This is a genomic window from Sulfuriferula plumbiphila (assembly GCF_009938015.1).
Lineage (GTDB): Bacteria > Pseudomonadota > Gammaproteobacteria > Burkholderiales > Sulfuriferulaceae > Sulfuriferula > Sulfuriferula plumbiphila.
Genome location: NZ_AP021884.1, coordinates 1,973,340 through 1,989,813, shown reverse-complemented (window position 1 = coordinate 1,989,813; position 16,474 = coordinate 1,973,340). Strand labels below are relative to the sequence as shown.

Annotated in this window: 22 protein-coding genes; 4 read left to right on the top strand and 18 right to left on the bottom strand. The window is 63.8% G+C overall.

Going from position 1 to position 16,474, the window contains the following annotated elements:
- Positions 1 to 43: 43 nt before the first annotated feature.
- From GZH91_RS10380 to GZH91_RS10365, 4 genes are all read left to right on the top strand, one after another.
- A complete protein-coding gene (locus GZH91_RS10380; protein ID WP_147073287.1) occupies positions 44 to 241 on the top strand; it encodes a DUF6900 domain-containing protein in 198 nt (65 codons plus the stop codon).
- 98 nt (positions 242 to 339) lie between these two features.
- On the top strand, positions 340 to 864 hold the full coding sequence (locus GZH91_RS10375; protein ID WP_147073289.1) for a DUF3489 domain-containing protein: 525 nt from the start codon (positions 340 to 342) through the stop codon (positions 862 to 864).
- Between the two features lie 29 nt (positions 865 to 893).
- Positions 894 to 1,253, top strand: coding sequence for a hypothetical protein (locus tag GZH91_RS10370; RefSeq protein WP_147073291.1), 360 nt, complete (start codon positions 894 to 896; stop codon positions 1,251 to 1,253).
- 98 nt (positions 1,254 to 1,351) lie between these two features.
- The gene (locus tag GZH91_RS10365) at positions 1,352 to 1,720 is read left to right on the top strand and encodes a hypothetical protein (RefSeq protein WP_147073293.1); all 369 of its coding nucleotides are present in this window, start codon (positions 1,352 to 1,354) and stop codon (positions 1,718 to 1,720) included.
- Here the strand turns inward: GZH91_RS10365 and GZH91_RS10360 are convergent.
- The 18 genes from GZH91_RS10360 to GZH91_RS10275 all read right to left on the bottom strand — a co-directional run bounded on the left by GZH91_RS10360 (position 1,684) and on the right by GZH91_RS10275 (position 16,463).
- Positions 1,684 to 2,955 carry a site-specific DNA-methyltransferase gene (locus tag GZH91_RS10360; protein WP_147073295.1) on the bottom strand — a complete coding sequence of 424 codons (1,272 nt, stop codon included), beginning with the start codon at positions 2,953 to 2,955 and terminating at the stop codon, positions 1,684 to 1,686. The genes GZH91_RS10365 and GZH91_RS10360 overlap by 37 nt on opposite strands.
- The gene (locus GZH91_RS10355) at positions 2,952 to 4,448 is read right to left on the bottom strand and encodes a site-specific DNA-methyltransferase (RefSeq protein WP_223264566.1); all 1,497 of its coding nucleotides are present in this window, start codon (positions 4,446 to 4,448) and stop codon (positions 2,952 to 2,954) included. The genes GZH91_RS10360 and GZH91_RS10355 overlap by 4 nt, the downstream gene beginning before the upstream one ends.
- 228 nt (positions 4,449 to 4,676) lie before the next feature.
- A complete protein-coding gene (locus GZH91_RS10350) occupies positions 4,677 to 5,093 on the bottom strand; it encodes a DUF6362 family protein (protein ID WP_147073297.1) in 417 nt (138 codons plus the stop codon).
- On the bottom strand, positions 5,086 to 5,295 hold the full coding sequence (locus GZH91_RS10345) for a hypothetical protein (protein WP_147073299.1): 210 nt from the start codon (positions 5,293 to 5,295) through the stop codon (positions 5,086 to 5,088). The genes GZH91_RS10350 and GZH91_RS10345 overlap by 8 nt, the downstream gene beginning before the upstream one ends.
- A gap of 1 nt (position 5,296) precedes the next feature.
- Positions 5,297 to 5,761, bottom strand: coding sequence for a crossover junction endodeoxyribonuclease RuvC (locus GZH91_RS10340; RefSeq protein ID WP_147073301.1), 465 nt, complete (start codon positions 5,759 to 5,761; stop codon positions 5,297 to 5,299).
- Positions 5,762 to 5,889: 128 nt separating this feature from the next.
- Positions 5,890 to 8,181, bottom strand: coding sequence for a phage/plasmid primase, P4 family (locus tag GZH91_RS10335; RefSeq protein WP_147073303.1), 2,292 nt, complete (start codon positions 8,179 to 8,181; stop codon positions 5,890 to 5,892).
- Positions 8,178 to 8,432: a hypothetical protein gene (locus GZH91_RS10330; RefSeq protein WP_147073305.1), complete on the bottom strand. Its 255-nt coding sequence runs from the start codon at positions 8,430 to 8,432 to the stop codon at positions 8,178 to 8,180. Before GZH91_RS10330 ends, GZH91_RS10335 begins: the two co-directional genes overlap by 4 nt.
- Positions 8,429 to 9,166: a hypothetical protein gene (locus GZH91_RS10325; RefSeq protein WP_147073307.1), complete on the bottom strand. Its 738-nt coding sequence runs from the start codon at positions 9,164 to 9,166 to the stop codon at positions 8,429 to 8,431. The genes GZH91_RS10330 and GZH91_RS10325 overlap by 4 nt, the downstream gene beginning before the upstream one ends.
- Positions 9,163 to 9,663 carry a DUF6511 domain-containing protein gene (locus GZH91_RS10320; protein WP_147073309.1) on the bottom strand — a complete coding sequence of 167 codons (501 nt, stop codon included), beginning with the start codon at positions 9,661 to 9,663 and terminating at the stop codon, positions 9,163 to 9,165. The genes GZH91_RS10325 and GZH91_RS10320 overlap by 4 nt, the downstream gene beginning before the upstream one ends.
- A complete protein-coding gene (locus GZH91_RS10315; protein ID WP_147073311.1) occupies positions 9,660 to 10,514 on the bottom strand; it encodes a P63C domain-containing protein in 855 nt (284 codons plus the stop codon). Before GZH91_RS10315 ends, GZH91_RS10320 begins: the two co-directional genes overlap by 4 nt.
- Positions 10,515 to 10,524: 10 nt before the next feature.
- Positions 10,525 to 11,151: a hypothetical protein gene (locus GZH91_RS10310; protein WP_024973179.1), complete on the bottom strand. Its 627-nt coding sequence runs from the start codon at positions 11,149 to 11,151 to the stop codon at positions 10,525 to 10,527.
- A 5-nt stretch (positions 11,152 to 11,156) separates the two neighbouring features.
- Positions 11,157 to 12,005 (bottom strand): ATP-binding protein, encoded by an 849-nt coding sequence (locus GZH91_RS10305; protein WP_024973178.1) that lies wholly within the window; start codon positions 12,003 to 12,005, stop codon positions 11,157 to 11,159.
- Positions 12,002 to 12,484, bottom strand: a complete 483-nt coding sequence (locus GZH91_RS10300) for a hypothetical protein (protein WP_024973177.1) — start codon at positions 12,482 to 12,484, stop codon at positions 12,002 to 12,004. The genes GZH91_RS10305 and GZH91_RS10300 overlap by 4 nt, the downstream gene beginning before the upstream one ends.
- A gap of 11 nt (positions 12,485 to 12,495) precedes the next feature.
- Positions 12,496 to 12,759: a helix-turn-helix transcriptional regulator gene (locus GZH91_RS10295; RefSeq protein ID WP_024973176.1), complete on the bottom strand. Its 264-nt coding sequence runs from the start codon at positions 12,757 to 12,759 to the stop codon at positions 12,496 to 12,498.
- A gap of 85 nt (positions 12,760 to 12,844) precedes the next feature.
- Positions 12,845 to 13,777, bottom strand: a complete 933-nt coding sequence (locus GZH91_RS10290; protein ID WP_147073313.1) for a hypothetical protein — start codon at positions 13,775 to 13,777, stop codon at positions 12,845 to 12,847.
- Positions 13,778 to 13,790: 13 nt separating this feature from the next.
- Positions 13,791 to 15,230: a hypothetical protein gene (locus GZH91_RS10285; RefSeq protein ID WP_147073314.1), complete on the bottom strand. Its 1,440-nt coding sequence runs from the start codon at positions 15,228 to 15,230 to the stop codon at positions 13,791 to 13,793.
- Positions 15,231 to 15,332: 102 nt separating this feature from the next.
- The gene (locus GZH91_RS10280) at positions 15,333 to 16,184 is read right to left on the bottom strand and encodes a hypothetical protein (RefSeq protein WP_147073316.1); all 852 of its coding nucleotides are present in this window, start codon (positions 16,182 to 16,184) and stop codon (positions 15,333 to 15,335) included.
- Entirely contained in the window at positions 16,185 to 16,463 is a 279-nt protein-coding gene (locus tag GZH91_RS10275) for a helix-turn-helix domain-containing protein (RefSeq protein WP_147073318.1), read from the bottom strand.
- Positions 16,464 to 16,474 lie beyond the last annotated feature (11 nt).

The window sequence follows — 16,474 nt, the reverse complement described above, 5'->3', positions numbered from 1 at the left end:
CGCGTTCATACGGACGTCATCAACACCATCAAAGGAAGCAGCAATGAGCAAGTTCGAACAACTCCTGACCCAGATCGCACAAAACAAGCTGGGCATCGAAACCCTGGAAACCCGCAAGTCAGACAGCCTCGACTTCCACGACGTGGCGGTCTGGTGCCTGCGCGACGCCCTGGAGGCCGCGTTCAACGCAGGCGTCGAACAAGGCCGCAAGGCGACGAAGTCGGACAAGGCCAACAGCTGATCAAGAACCTTCGAAGCCAAGCAGAAAACGCTTGGCTTCACTCCCGAACAGCGCGTTCATCACGTCACCCCATCAACCCCTTGCACAAGGAGAAGCAAATGACCACCACCCAACTGACCCCGGCCCAGCACGCGATCCTGGCTTACGCCCTCGAACACACCGACGGCAAGATCGACTGGTTCCCCGACAACATCAAAGGCGGCGCACGCAAGAAGGTGCTCGACGGCCTGTTCAACCGCGCGCTGATCACCTCCGACGGCACCCACTGGTTCGTCGCCGCCGAGGGCTACGACGCGATGGGGCGCGCCCGGCCAACGCCTGCGCCAGTGGCCGCAGACCCTGAACTCGACGCAGCCGTGACGGCAGCCGAGGCCGCGTGGGCGCAAGAAAAGGCGGCCGCCAAACCTCGCACCCGCGAGAACAGCAAGCAGGCCACGGTGATCCAGATGCTGCAGCGCCCCGAAGGGGCAACGGTGCAGCAGATCTGCGAGACCACCGGCTGGCAGGCGCACACGGTGCGCGGCACCTTTGCCGGTGCCTTCAAGAAGAAGCTCGGGCTGACCATCGTCTCGGACAAGGCCCAGGGCAGCGAGCGGGTCTACCGGATCGCCGCAGAAGCCTGATCGCAACGCCAACACCCAGGAGAACATTCATGAGCACCATGACCATCACCATCGAACGCACCCCGCGCACCCTGCAGTTTGGCGACACCACCTTCCAGGTCGAGGAGTTGAGCGTCCGATTGCCGTTTGCCCGTAAGCCTGCCGACTTGGACGAAGTTGGCGGCCAGGGTCAGACCAAGGTCTATGTCACCGAGACCAAGGAACTGACCGTCGACGAGTTCGATGCCTTTGCCCGCAGCCTGTTGGTATCGCGCGACTGGCTGCGCGGCAAAGGTGGCGGCACCGGCGACGGCTATCTTTGCGTCGAGGTCACCGCACCGGGTCGCCCCTACCTTTACGTGAATCCAGAGGGCGGCGACTACGCCCGGTACGTGGCCCGTCTCGGGTAATCGAAATTGATTGAGAAAGAGGCCAAGAACAGCTTGGCTTCTCAATCGAACAGCGCGTTACTACGGGTGTCGCAACGATCAACCCCAAGGAGCCAGAGATGAACACCAACCAGCAAATGCCCGCCACCCAGAACGATGCCTGGGGCTTTTGGGGCACGATGAACGAACACGCCAGCACCGCGTGGCCCCTGGCGATGACCGCCATCTCCGACGCTACCGGTCAGCCCCTCGAATCAGTCCGCGTCTTCCTCGACAGTCGCCACGGCCGCCACTTTGCGGACGATTTGCAAAACGGGCTGTACCGGGGCCAGACCCTGGCGGACGCGATCAACGCCGCCACCCAACAGTGGATGGGCTGGACGATTGGCCGCCAGACCAGCAAGCAGTACGGCATCCCGCGCGGCCTGCCTTACCTGACGGGGTTCGTGATTCATTGCGAGATCGCGGAAGAGTCGATCGCCGCCTGATCATCGAACAGCGCGCCATCCGACTCACGGGTGGCTTGCTTGCCAGTCCATTCCTGCCAGCGGCGCACGATCACGTCCGCGTACTTAGGGTCGAGTTCGATCAGCCGTGCCAGCCGTCCTGACTTTTCGGCGGCAATCAGCGTCGTGCCGGAGCCCCCGAACGGGTCGAGCACCACGTTGCCCGGTCGGCTCGAATTGCGGATCGCGCGCTCGACCAACTCCACCGGCTTCATCGTCGGATGCAGGTCGTTCTTCTGCGGCTTCTTGATGTTCCAGACGTCGCCCTGGTCGCGGTCGCCGCACCAGTGACGCTGCGCGCCCTCTGGCCATCCGTACAGGATCGGCTCGTACTGGCGCTGGTAATCGGCACGGCCCAGCGTGAAGGTGTTCTTGGCCCAGATGATGAACGTCGACCACTTGCCACCGGCGGCGCGGAATGCGGCCTGCAGTACATCCAGTTCGCTGGACGACATCGCCACGTAGATCCCGCCCCGGCAATGCGCGATGGTCGGCGTCAGCGCCGCCAACAGGAAGTCGTAGAAGCCGTCGCCGAGGTTGTCGTTCAGGATCGCGCGGTCCTTGCCACGCATCTTGTCCTTGGCGCTGTTGGCGTAATTCACGTTGTACGGCGGGTCGGTGAACACCATGTCGACCTGCTCGCCATCGAGAAGCCTGTCGTAGCTCTCAGTCACGGTGGAGTCCCCGCACAGCAGCCGGTGGCCGCCAAGCGACCAGACATCACCCGGACGAGAGATCGGCGTCTCCGACAACTCGGGCACGGCATCGTCATCGGTTTCGCCTTCGCCATCCGGCTCGTCGCCCGCCATCAATTCGGCCAGCGCATCTGCATCGAAGCCGGTCAGCGACACGTCGAAGTCGTCGTCCTGCAGTGATGCGATCTCGATGCGCAGCATCGCATCGTCCCAGCCCGCGTTCTCGGCGATGCGGTTGTCTGCGATCACCAGGGCCCGGCGCTGTGTCGGGCTCAGATGATCGAGCACCACCACCGGCACCACCGCCAGCCCAAGCTTCTGCGCAGCAGCAAGCCGTCCGTGACCGGCGACGATCACGCCATCGCTGCCCGCCAGGATCGGATTGGTGAATCCGAACTCGGCAATCGACGCGGCGATCTGCGCCACCTGATCGTCCGAGTGAGTACGCGCGTTGCGGGCATAGGGCAGCAGCTTGGCAGTCGGCCACTTTTCGATCTTGTCGGCAAACCAGGAGGCGGTCATTGCTCTACCTCCGTGGTGGCCTGACGTTCATTGACCACATCGTCGAAGGACTGGCCTGTGGCCAGCAGCGTGACGGGCACGCCGGGGTGGTTCTGCTGGAAGCGCTTGATGGCGACGTCCACGTACTCCGGCGCGATCTCCACGCAGCGGCACACACGACCCTTGCGCTGCGCGGCCAGCATCGTGGTACCGCTGCCGCCAAAAGGTTCGAACACGATGTCGCCTGCGTCCGTATAGGCCTCGATCACGAACTCGGGCAACGCCACCGGGAACACAGCCGGGTGGTCGATGTCCTGACCAATCTTGCCCTTGTGCCGCATCACGCGGATCACCGAGTCGGGAATCCGGGTGTCCTGCGTCGGCTGGCCCTTGTGCGTCCAGCCACCGACTTCGCCGTCCTTGCCGCGCATGGCCGTGGACGACCCGTCGGCGCGCAAGTGCGATTCCTGGCCCGCGTGCTTGCAGGGCACGATCTTGTTGGGCTTGCGACTAGAGCGGTTGAAGTGAAAGACGAACTCGAAACTCGGCGCAAAACGACCAGCCCAGTCTCCGGGCATCCCCGGCCCCTGATCCCAGACGTACCAAGCAAAGCGCCGCCAACCCTGCGTGCGCATCCAGCCCAGCCACGCATCCCAATACGGGATGACTTCGTTGTCGCGGTGGATCAGCCCGAGGTTGACCAGCACCTGCCCGTCGTCGTCCATTGGCACCTTGGCGAACACACCGCGCATCAGGCCATCCCAATCGGTGATGCCGCCGGAGGTGTAGTCGCGCTGGTTGCCGTAAGGCGGTGATGTAAAGCACAGCCGGGCCGCATCACCCTGCATTAGAGTGGCGACCACGGTCGGGTCGGTGGCGTCGCCACAGATCAGACGGTGGGTACCGATGGCCCAGAAATCGCCGGTGCGGGACACCGGCACCACTGGGCTATCCGGCACATCGTCGCCATCGTCCGGCTCGTCGGCATCGGGCTCTTGGTCGGCGGCATCGGAGGCGACTTCGTCAGCGAGCAAGGCCTCGATCTCAGCATCCTCGAAACCGGTCAGTGCAAGGTCGTACCCGGCCTCGGACAGCTCGGCCATTTCCAGCGCCAGCATCTCCTCGTTCCAACCGGCGTCGAGCGCCAGCCGGTTATCGGAGATGACGTAGGCACGCTTCTGGGTGGGTGAGAGGTGCGCCAGTTCGATGACCGGTACCTGATCCAGCCCGAGCTTGCGCGCGGCGGCCAAACGACCGTGGCCCGCAATGATCCCGTTGTCGCCGTCCACCAGCACCGGATTCGTCCAGCCGTACTCGACGATGCTGGCGGCGATCTTGGCCACCTGCTCGTCGGTGTGAGTGCGTGGATTGCGGGCGTAGGGGATCAGCGCCTCGACCTTGCGGTACTCAACGTTAAGCGTGTTCAGAATCGTTTCCTCAAAAAGAAAACCCGCCGACGGAAAACCGTGGGCGGGCTCGTGATGGGTGCGGACTGGTGCGGGTGCAAACTGCAAACCCTGCAAACCTTGGTTTGCAGTCGGACGCTAGGCGAATGCCGCGCTCGCGCCCCCCGCATTGCGATTCGGGAAGGAAGGACCCCTTTTGCCTGGGCCCATCGCCTCAACCGTCACCGCTGTCCAGAAGATAGCCGAAATACTACCCCCGACCGGGCTGTTTTGTTGCAGGGCTGCCGGGCCTCGAAACGGACAATCAAGGCAAAGCAGGGACAAGCGCGGCAAGCATTACCCTAAATTGCCCACGTTTTTGGAAGGCAACCGCACGCCTTCGCTGTTGAGGTTCGTGGCCACGATCTCCATTGCCCTCTGCCAACGCCGCCACGCCGTGGTGCGGTCGCAGGCAAATCGAATGGTGATGTCCCTCCAGCCGTAGCGCTTGGCCCGCATCCACACGAGGTGTCGCTGCTCGACCTCGAGCCACTGCACCCAGCGCATCGTCTCCAGCATCCGGTCGATGGCCTCGGGGCTTGGTGGGAAGGGGCGATACACCTTCTCGTCAGCAGCAAAGGCTTCCCACTCCTTGCGGACGAAGGCAGGCCAGCAGTTGAAGTAGCCCTGCACACGTACAGGGGGCAAGCGTCGTCCGGTGGTGGCGGCCTCCTCGAAGCGTGCTGCCACGTCGTCGGTTGTCCACTCAGCCATGACGCGTCCCTCCCAGCCCGTACAGGCGTTCACCAATGCGTCGCACGATCTCGCGCTCGATGAAGTCCAGACGGTCGTCGGACGCGTTGACCACCAGGATGTGCTGGTCACGCCAGCCACGTTCCTTGATGGCGTCCAGATCGGTGGTCTGGGGTTGCAGCCGACCAAGGGGGCAGCGGTATTGGGGTGTCGAAACCTTCACGTCACACCTCCTGCGTCTCGACTGCCCAGTGCAGCAGAGCCAGCGCGTCGGCTTCGTTGTCGTCGACTGGGGTGTGACCACGCTCGCGGACGGACGTGATCATTTCGTCCTTGCTCGCATTGCCCTTGCCGGTCGCGTGCTTCTTGATCGTGCCGACCGGAACGCCCTGGTAGGGGATGTTGTGATGTTCACACCACGCGGTCAGGTGCCCCATGAATCCGCCGTAGGCGTGCGCTGCGTCAACGCCAGCGTGCCTCCGAACTTCCTCGAAGAACACCGCGTTGATGTGATTGCTGACCGACAGCAGTTCGTTGAGCCAGCGCTTGAATCGAAGGAAACGCATCCCGCCGCCTTCAAATCGCTGCGGCTTGAAGTGCTCCGTGCCGCTGGTGATGGTGCCGTCCAGGTGCTGCAGAGCCCACCCGGTGTGTGTGCCCAGATCGAGGGCGAGGATCGTCGTTTTCATCGTCTTTACTCCGTGTTGGGTGGGCGAGTGACGGATGCGACGGTTTGTCAGGACAACGCCCTTTACGTGCGCGCACGTGTAGCGCGTCAATCAGGAAACCCGTCAAATCCGTCACTCGACCGGATTGATCAGTCATCGCGGTAGGGGTAGGCGTGGCTGTACGGCTTGGGCCTGAGGGCGATGCCCGCGATGGCGCGAGCCCCTCCGGTCAGCCGACACTTGTCGAACTTGCGAGTCGCCATCAGCTCCGAGAAGCGTTTGACCGAGCCCACGTACTCGCCAGCGCGCTCGGCCCATTCACGCCAATCGGCGAACAGTTCGGAGACACCTTCGCGGTGCGACTTGGCCAGCAGACAGCGTTCTTCGATCCACTGCCCGAGCGCGTCCTCGGCCTCGAAATACTCCTCGGTCGCCGACACCACGCTGGCGGGCGGCTTCAAGCCCTGGCTTTGCCAGCGGCTGCAGCCCTCGACGGCCCACGCCAAAATCCCATCGCGTTCCTTGAGCAGCTTCTCGGTCAGCCTGCCGTCGCGGCGCTCGGGCGGGATCGTCACCGTGAACGGGATCAGGTGCAGTCGACGCTTCATCGCCTCGTCGACGTTGCGGATCGACGGCTTGTGATTGCCCGCGATCACCAACTTGAACTGCGGCAGGTACTCGAAGAAGTCCTGGCGCATGAAGCGCGCGGACACCTTGTCGCCACCGGTGATGGCCTTGACCTTGGACTCGTTCCAGCGCCGCCCTTGCTCCGTTTCGATGGATGACACGAATCGTGCACCGCGCAACCCGGCGAGATCGGTGGGGTGTCGGTCATTGCGCGCCTCCATGAAAGTGTCCATCGGGGCGTTGGCCGCGTAGTCGCCCAGGATGGTGGTTAGCACGTTGACGAACACCGACTTGCCGTTCGCGCCCGTGCCGTACAGGAAGAACAGCGCGTGCTCGCTGGTGACGCCCGTCAGGCAGTAGCCAACCATCAGTTGCAGGTAGGCCATCAGATCGGCATCGCCGCCGGTGACGTCTGTCAGGAACCCTCGCCACGTTGGGCAGGCACTGTCCGGATTGCCCTGCGGGGTAGCCGTGGTCACCTTGGTCATTCGGTCGTCCCGCCGGTGCGGGCGCATCCGGCCGGTGCGCAGATCGACCACGCCACCGGGGGTGTTCAACGCCCAGACATCGGCGTCCCATTCCTCGGCGGTGGATGCGTGCTTCGGGTCAGAGCGCGCGATCTTTTCAACCGACGAAATCGTGGCCGAACTGGCCAGCTTGCCCTTGAGCCTCGGCGTGTCCGCTTTCAGCGAGGCGTTACGGCAGATGCCCCTGGAAAGATGCGACACGTAGAGCACCTGATCGGGATTCCAGCGCACACCCGTCCAGACCAGCCACTTGCCCCACAGGGCACAGTAGCGCCAGTCTTCGCCATAGCGGCGGGTGAAAGCGCTGGACAGGCCATCCTCGGTCGTCCAATCAATGCCCGTCAGCAAGTCTGGCGAAGGCGCTTCCTCCACCGAGCGCATCACCGGCATCCGCTCGCCGACGGCCAGAAAGCCACCGACATCGAAACCTTCGGGAATGGCATCTGCAGCGTCCCACCCCTCCGGCTTGTCGTCGGGTGGCATGAGGATGGCGACCGAGGTCGCGCCTGCCTGCAAGATCGCCTGCGACGCGCGGTCGGCGTAGTCCCACCCTGGCGCATCGCGGTCGGGCCAGATCAGCACCGTCTTGCCAGCCAGTGGCGACCAGTCGGTCTTGTCGACCGGGGCATTGGCACCGTGCATGGCGGTGGTGGCCACCACGCCGCTGGCGATCAAGGCCTGCGCGCACTTCTCGCCCTCGACCAGGACGACGTGGCTGGCCGCACCGATGCCCGGCTGGTTGAACAGCGGGCGCGGCTCAGGCGGGGCCATCTTGCGGCGCTTCGCGTCCCACGGTCGGAATTCCTTCTTGCCTCCCGGTGGGTCATAGCGGTAGACGACGGCGATCAGCTTGCCACCGGCATCGAAGTAGTCCCACTTCGCCGTGGCCGGGCCGAGGTCGTCTACAGGCGCTTCCTTCTTCGCCTTGCGCACTGGCACCGACCGCGACCGCCCGAGCAGATCGGCAGCTTCATCCAGCACGCGAGGGAAATCGGTGTGGACGTTCGCACCGAGATAGGCCGCGATCAGGGCGAAGATGTCGCCGCCATCGCCGGTGGCACGATCCGTCCACAGACCGGCCTTCTCACCTTCCAGCACCACCTCGAGGCTGTCACCTGGACTGCCGAGGATGTCGCCGATCAGGAACTTGCCACGGCGCTTCTTGCCAGCCGGAAACATCGTGGTCAGCACCGACTCCAGACGCGCAAGCAAGTCGGCGCGAATCTCGTCTCGTTCAGATTCCCTGTTGTGCTCCGCAGGTTGGGTGGTGTCGTTGAAGTCGATCATTCGGCTCCCTCGACAGGTGCGTCCGCATCTTGGGAATCACGGCCCTGAACGGCGGTGGTACGCGTGGCCCACGCAGAGAGTTCGGACAGCCGGTAGCGCACCAGACCGCCCATCAGGTAGTGCGGAATCCGGTACTTGGTGCGCATCGCGTGGTCGGCGAACCAGTAGTACGGCAGGCGCAACGCGGCGGCCGCCTGCTTGGCATCGATCATCGGCTCGATGCCGGTGGTCGGGGTGTTGTTGTCGGTCATGCTTGTGTTCTCCAGCAGCGGTCTTGCCACGCGCACATCCGGCACTCGAAGTGGGTCGGGTCATTGAAGGCACGCGGCAGGAGATCTGCGCTTTCAGTCGCCGTGATGACCTTCACCGCCCGATCCGACATTCGCTGGGCCAGGGCTGCGTCAAAGGGCACGGCCTCGGTGTAGATCTCCATCGTGTCGGCGTTGAGCGCCGTGAAGATCGCCGGGTGCTCGTGCAGTTCGAGATAGGCTTGGTAGATCGCCACTTGCGCGGCGTAGACGGGCTTGGCCACGGCGAGCCGGTTCTTCTCCAGCTCGCGCCAGGACTTCATGCCGAGGCACTTGTTTTCCCAGAGCGCCGGGTAGGCAAAGCCCTCCGGGCCATCGACGATGACGCCGTCGATGTGGCCCTGCAGACGGCCATCAGCCACGGAGAAGCCAAACTGCTCGCCATCGGCCCTGCGGGTACGCAATTCGAAACCGGCGTCGCGCAGCCACGCGACCATGCAGTCCTCCATGACGTGGCCGCGCTCGAAGATGCGCAGCATCCGGCCCGGGGTGTCCCGGCCGTGATCGACGGGAGCCTTGGCGTACTCAAACTGCAGCGCACGCTCGCAGGCAGCGCCCAACCGCGAGGCACCAAGGTACTGGCGCTCGGACTGCTGGGCTCGCGCCCGCTGCATCCCGGCGTCGACCAGCGCAGTGATCTGGCCCGAGATGCTCGAAGTGGAGTTGAAGTCCATCATGGCTTCTTCCCCTTCGGTTCTTCCCAAGGCAGGTCGTCGTCCAGATCCGCGAACGGATTGGCTGCACTCGGTGTCATGGGGTCGGGCGTTGGCGTCATGCCGCGTACGGGCGGGTACTTGCTCGCCTCGTGGTGCTCAACCATCGCCTCGGTGTAGCAAGTGACGATGGCGTCGATCACCTGCAGCGCCTCGGCTTCGGAGTAGTTGCCCAGTGGTTTGGTGAAGCCGATCTCGCTTGCCGCCTCGCCGAAGGACTTGAGGCACTTGCGCATCGCGGCCAGCTCGATATCAGAGGGATCGATCATGGCGACCCCCTTGATGTCGCTGCGACCATCCTTGGCGCGCGACCAGTTGCCGTACATAGCGTGGAACGCGGATTGGCAGCGCTGCGAGCAGAACACCCAGTCGATGGGGTAGCGCCGGGGATCGCCGATACCGTGTCGGTTGTCGGTGTGACCGAATCCCCGGGCCTGTCGTTTGCAGACCCAGCATTTCACGCCCCCTCCTCAAAGTCTTCGGCCAGCAGCGCCAGCTGCAGCGCGCCGCCAGCGAAGGCCGCTTCACAGCGGCGGTCGAAGTCGCGGTAGCAGGTCGAGCTGCGCGCAATGGCGGTGACCGCGTGAATCTGCGTTTCCAGACGGGCGAGGCCCTGATCGGACAGCCACTGGTGGTGCTTCTGCGAGATGCCCTTGCGGGCGCGAATCTCGTCGATCAGCGTGACGGGCAGCACCGGGCCGTAGACCCAGCGCTGCGTGATCTGACCGACAACGTGGGGCGGGTTCTGGTCGTGGCCCTGGTACTTCCAGCCGAACAGCCGGTAGAGGGCGCGGTAGTAGTCCGGGTGGAAGCGGCGCTCCCACGAAGAGCACGACTGGCGCAGCAGCTTGGAGATCAGTTCCTGCAGCGCGTCAGGCGCGCGGTGGTACTGGTAGCCCGTCGCCTCGTCGATCAGCGCGACCTCGCCGGTGGTGGCCAGCGCGCGCATGATCTTCATGCAATTGGGCACGATGCCCTGGCGGGCCTTGTGCAGCGTGCCGTTGATGGCCGCGCTGACCACCGCCGACGCGACGTCGGCAATGATCCCGGCCGGGAAGAACTGCGCCTGCCGACCTGACGGCAACAGAATCGGCTCACGAGTTTTCTCCAATGCCGACAAGGACTTAGGAGCGAAGTCGGCAAGAAACCGGGCAAATCGGCCACCCTTGTGCGTCTCGTGGAAACCCAGCAGCTTGGCCAGTTGGCGACGAACGTAGCCACGCTCGCCGCCCTTGAGGACGACGGCCTCGCATTGCAGATCGCCGAAGCGCACGACGCCGTAGTGACTGGCAGTGAGGACGGATGCATTCATAGCCGTCTCCTCACTGAGCCCAGGACGGTTTGCCCGTCACTGGTGCGCGTTGCGGGGTGGGCGCGGAATAGGCCGGGGCCGCCTGCGCCGGAGCGCCGGAGTTGCCACCGCCCGGACTGCCCTTCGGCGGCACACCTTTCAACTTGGCGTAGTCGGGGTGGTCGGGCTCGACTGCCAGCTTGACCACGTTGCGGTCTTGACCCTTCGCGTCCTTCTCGATGTCGACGCGCGCCAAGAACTCCAGACCGTCCAGTTCGGCGAAGCCATTGATGCGGCGCGCGGCGGCGGCCTGTGGGCTGTTGTCCTGCGGGTGGACGTTGCGGGCGCTGTTGAGCGCGGCCCGGATGAAGCTGCGCCCCATCTGGCCCCAGGTCGGGCCTTTCTTGGAGAGCAGGCCGACGTTGCTCCACATCTTGCGCTTGGCATGATCGCCAGCGGTGACCACAAACTCAGCGGCCAGATAGATGGAACCGGTCTCGAACGATTCGGTGGCGTAGCCGCCACCCCAGCCTTGCTCGGGGTCGTCATAGCCACCCGGCTTGATGGTCATTCGCACCGGCACGACGGTGCCCTTGGGGATCAGATCGAAGCCGGATTGCTGAGAGTCGGCGTCGTTGAAGTCATTCCATGCGGTCATTGCGATTACTCCTGAGATTCGATGTGTGCGGGGTTGGCGGCGCTGGCTAGCGCGGGCACAGCGCCCGCGCACTTGGCGATCAGCGCGCCGAGATGCGGCGGCTCCAGCAGGTCGAGACGACCGCTGCGGTCTTTGGCCGGGAAGCCGTAGGGATTGACGGTGTGCGTGATGAAGGCGCGGTAGGAACTGCCGTCCTCGGCCTTGATCTCGGCCAGCGTCACGACCTCATCGACGATGCCGGGCAGCTCCAGGCTGGTCTTGCTGCCTTCGATCTGCGGGACGAACACCTTGCGATTGAAGTCATCCAGTCGCTCATCGAGGATCGCCACGAACACAACGTTCTTGCCACGGGCGTGCTGCAGGTGGGTCAACGCGCCGATCATTTCCTGGCCGAGCAGCCCGTAGGCCGCGCGCAGATCGGGCTTGCCGGAACGATCACTGACCGCCCCGGGCTGCGTCTTGCACCACGCAAAGCACTGGCGAGACAGTTGCGTGATCGAGTCAAGGAAGAAGGTCTGGTAGCGACCGAGCTGCGTCGCATCGCCAAACTTCTCGATGACGTGGTCGTAGTGCGCCTGCGAGAACGCGCTCTCCGGCGGCAGCGACTTGTCCGGGCCCGCAAGGAACACGAAGAAGTCGCGGCTCTCGGGCCAGGACGCCGGGCGGATGGTGTCGCCCGGCCAGTCGGCGACCGCCAAGTCGCCTGCCTCGATGTCAAGGAACAGTGTGGTGGCGGGGTCGAGGTCTTTGAGCCGGGACGTCTTGCCGATGCCGGACTTGCCCAGCATCAGCAGCTTCACGCCCTTGCGCTCGGCCATCCGCTCGACGGCGGACACGATGGGTAGCCGCTTCATGCCTCACCCCCATCGGTGCTCAGGGTGAAGGACGGCTTGCCGGAATCGACCGTGCGGGCGGCCGCGAATTGCTGCTGCAATGCAGGCGGCCAGTTGATGTACCGGGACTCGGACACTGAGAGCTTGACGTCGAGGTAGCCCTCGACCTTCTCGCCTGAGGCCACGATGCGCTCGGCGATTTCGCCCAACTGTTTCTGGTTCCAGCTGACCTTTTTGGGCAGCTCGAACTTGATGTGCAGCGGGCCGTCGCTGATGTGGGCGGTACCAAAGTCACGGCCTGATTCACGCAGTGCGACACGGGCCTGCTCGCCGTAGCACTGTTCCAGCGCCGCATCGAACTTGGTGCGAGCCTTCTTTAGCCAGTCGATGGCAGCATCAAGGTTCTTGTCGACCTCGCACTTCTGCTCGGGCGGCAGCGCGGCCAGTTGGCTCACAGACATCTCAGCGATGTCGACGGGGAAGATGGTCAGATCGCTCATGGCCGTCCTCCTCACTGGTACGCACGAGTGAAGCTCGAGTAGCGCGAGACGCGGCGCTCGAAGGCTTCGATTTCGTGCAGGAGGTAGGTGACCCGGCGACCGAGCTTGCAGTAGATGGGGCCGAGCTGCTCTTGACGCCAGCGGCGCAGCGTCTTGACGGAGAGCCCCCAGCGGATGGCGAGCTCGTTTTCGTCGAGGGCGATGCAGGTTGCACCGCCGGGATTCATCCGGCGGGGATTCCGACCGGATTCGATTGATGGAACTTGGGTTTGCATTTCGATGTGCCTCCTAGATGAAATGGGCACATCGAAGTCTCCGCACGGGTTTATGGCCCGTGTCTGGTTTGATTTATGGGCGCGTTTATGGGTTGCGTCGCAGGCGGTATTTGCCGCGCTTGACCAATGCGATCACGTCCTCGCGCTCAGCCTTTCCGCCGAAGGCGTCATCGAACGACTGGTAGCCGGTACTGGCGATCCTGTTGACTTCGGCCCAGGAAACTTCGGGCGCGTTCTTTCCGTCGGCACTCCACATCTGCTTGACGATCTTGGCCCGCTCCGCAGACAGCTCGCGTGATTCGGAGAAGTGCGGCAACTTCAAACGATTGCCTTGGAAGAACTGCTCTGGCTCCGGCGCACCGGTGGGGGTGATGAAGCCACGCAGCACCCTGTCGAATGCGCTCGCGTCGAAAACGTCCTGACCGTCGTCCACGCGAACGAACTCGTCCAGACCGCGCATGACATGGTCGCGGGGCAGCTCAACTGGATCTCGCTGATGCCGCAACACGATGCCTCCACGCGGCCAGATCGGATCACTCAAAACCGAGGTCATCGCGGCAGCAGGAGCACGCTCCCACGCTCGGGCAACGAACACCGGGGCGAAGTCGTGGGTGCCCGCGATTCGCACTTCCCCGAGATGCCACAGGTGGCCCGGCACGCGACTTCGGCAGTCGGAACGTCGTCGATCTTCGATGCCGATCAAGGACGCCAAGTCGGCGAGCCACACATCCACCTGGAGGGCGTACAGCGCGATGTCGGCAAGAGGTCGCTCAGATGTTCGTGATCGCTGCTGCGGACTGCGGTACCGGTACACCGCCGCATCCTGATCGATCTCAACCTCGACTTCTTGCTCCGAATCCAGGACTGGCACCATCACATGGCTGAGGTAGTCCTCCTCCGTGATCCATCGTCGTTGCAGAAACGCCGGTCTGCATCGCCCGAGCGCCGCCGCCATGACGCGGGACTCAACCCGGGGCAGCCGCTCCAGCGCCGCCAGAAAGCTCAGATGTGCCGACATCGCGGTAGTGCCTTCAGAACTCACGGAGCACCCCAATTCGCGTGAGCTGTTCCAGCACTCGCTTGCGGTCATCCTCGGTCTTGCTCTTGTCGTTCAGGCCATTCGGCGACGTGATTTGGACGGCGACGTTGTGGGCCTTGCGGTGCGGCTGTTTGGCCATTCGGAATACCAGCTTCACCTGCGCCAGCATGTAGCACGTGAGGTCGTCGACGCCATAGTCGTCGTAGGCGACCTGATAAATCTGGCGTGTGTCGCGCCGATCCTTGCCGATCAGCATCGTGCTCGACAGGTGCTGGATCAGATCACGCCCATTGGCCGCATCGGTGGTTTGCTGCTCGAACGGTCGGGCGACCTTGATCTGCAGGATCGAGATCTTTTCGATGCCTGCCACTCGCTCCTGCTCAATGCGCTTGAGCATCGCCGGTGTCGAGAATCCGAACAGGTCGAATTCGCGCATCGGCATGTCGTTGATCTCCCCGTCGCACGCCAAGACGACATCGCGGAAGATGGTCGCCAGTTCACGGCGCACCTCACGGTCTTCGCAGAACACGCCAAGCGCACCGGTGCCGGGCTCCCACGAGAAGCTGGCCGACATCGCTGCAGGTTCTTCGTGCTCGACCACCTCGCCGTTGGCAACCTGCCGGAAGTGCGCCGTCGACCCGTTGAAGGTTGCAGTCAGGGTGTGCAGGAGCACGGGCGTGACCTCGTCAGAGTCCTTGCCGCCGCAGCGGTCGGCATGCGCGAGATCACGGCGCGTGAACTGCTCGATGATGATTTGGTCGGGAGCCACTTGCGGGAACAGCGCCGAAATGCGCCCGCGCAATACACCCTCAACGTCGGCATCAATGCTCGGCACCACGCCCTTCGGGCCGAGGTAGTGGCTGGAGTAGTTCTCGCTCTTCCATTGCCGATGCATCACTTGCACGCGCTCGGCATTGTCGAAGCGCTGATCGCGCGTGGCACCGGTCTCCGGAAAGTCCTGCAGCAGGCAGAGAAACAGGGCCCGGCTGTAGCGATCACTCGGCGCGGCCATGATCGCTGCGTCATTGATGTCCTCGTCGTCAAGGAGAGACTGGACGGCCTGCGCACCGTACTCGTCATCGAGCAGCACCACGCGCTCGGCCGCCCGCTCGATGTGCTGCTGGACGTCCGCGCCGAGCTTGGCGACGGCGTGGAACATCACCTTGCGCGACTGAACCGCGAGGATGCCCTTGGCTGCATCTGTCAGCGCCGCCACTTCCGGCAGCGACGTGGCGCTGGCACGCTCGACCAGGAGCAAGGCAAGGCCGGGACGCTTGGCCTTGCGCACCAGGGTGACGAAGTGCTCCATACACGGCAGGATTTCCGGGCCATCGTCCGATTGGCGGGATCGCGCCTGCTTCGCGGACTGCTGCTGCTGCGCGGCGGTCGGCTGGTTGTGTTCTTGAGCTGTGATTTGTTCGTCCGCTGGCATAGGCAATTTCCTTTACTAAACGAAGTGCGCGATTGCGCGAGTAGTTAACTGAACGGTTCAAAAAATGCCGACACGCGGTCGGCGGCGGGATGAAGGCTTTGATCAGAAGATCTTGGCCCCCGGCTTGAGAAGGCCATAGCGCTCCATCCGCACCTGGATGAACCGCCGGTTGACGCCGAAGCGCTTGGCCACGGCCTTCTGCAAACATTCGATGTCGAAGAACCCGATATCGCCATCAGCCGTCAGGTGAAGGCAGGTGCCGGGCAAATCGGGATCAAGCGACGGGCTGCGGTGGATCGTCACACCGTGTTTCGGAGCCAACTCTTCGACCGCCAGATTCAGGCGTTGGCGCGGCACCAGCAACGACCCCATGAACTCGTTGGCACGCAGCTCGGCGAAGTATTCTTCCTTGGTGGTGTGGCCCGGAATCGCCAGGGAGGGCGTCGCGGCCGCCTCGGCGACGGGCGTGACTTTCGCCAAGTGCTCGACGTCGCGTGTGGTCGTGCGGTAGGCGCGCCGCGCCGTGTCGCTGGGTTCATCGAACAGACCCGGCCCCTTGCTGGCATCGACGATCCATCCTGGCGCATCGAAAATGGCGTGGCCGAGTTCGTGGCCAAGGGTGCTCAGCACAAGTTCCTCGCTGGCGTTCACGCCAACCGGCGACACCGACACCATCGCCGTGTCCGGCACGCCGGGGTCGTACTCACAAATGCCCAGAACAGGGTTGCCGCGCTCGTCATGCACGACATTCCCGGTGCCGACGAACAGGTCGAAGACCACGCCGTTGATCTTCAGACCGGAGATGGCGCTCAGGGTTGCGAGCGGGATGGCATCGGCAGCCGCCTCCACCAGTTGCTGGCGGGCCAGGACGGCGATGCCCTCAATCTCGGAATTCTTGATGTAGCTGGGGCGCTTTCGGTCGCAATGCCGGTAGCCAAGAGTCAACACCGGCATTCACTTGTCCCCCGTCGCTTGCTTGCGATACATCCGTACCAGGCCCCCCACGTCGTCGCGCATGTCTGGCGGAAGGCGGCTGGCCTCAACAAAAGCGTCGTCGACATTCTCGCCAAGGATTTCTGCCGCCTTGCGGATCAGCTCGTCCTTGGGCGGCTTCTCGATGTCGCGCTCTATGCGCGACCAGTAGGCAGGCGAGATTTCCAGCTGCCGGGCGAAGTCATTCATCTGAATGCCCTTCGCCTCCCTCTTCTGTCTGATGTAGGCACCAAATGCCATGTTGTGACCTA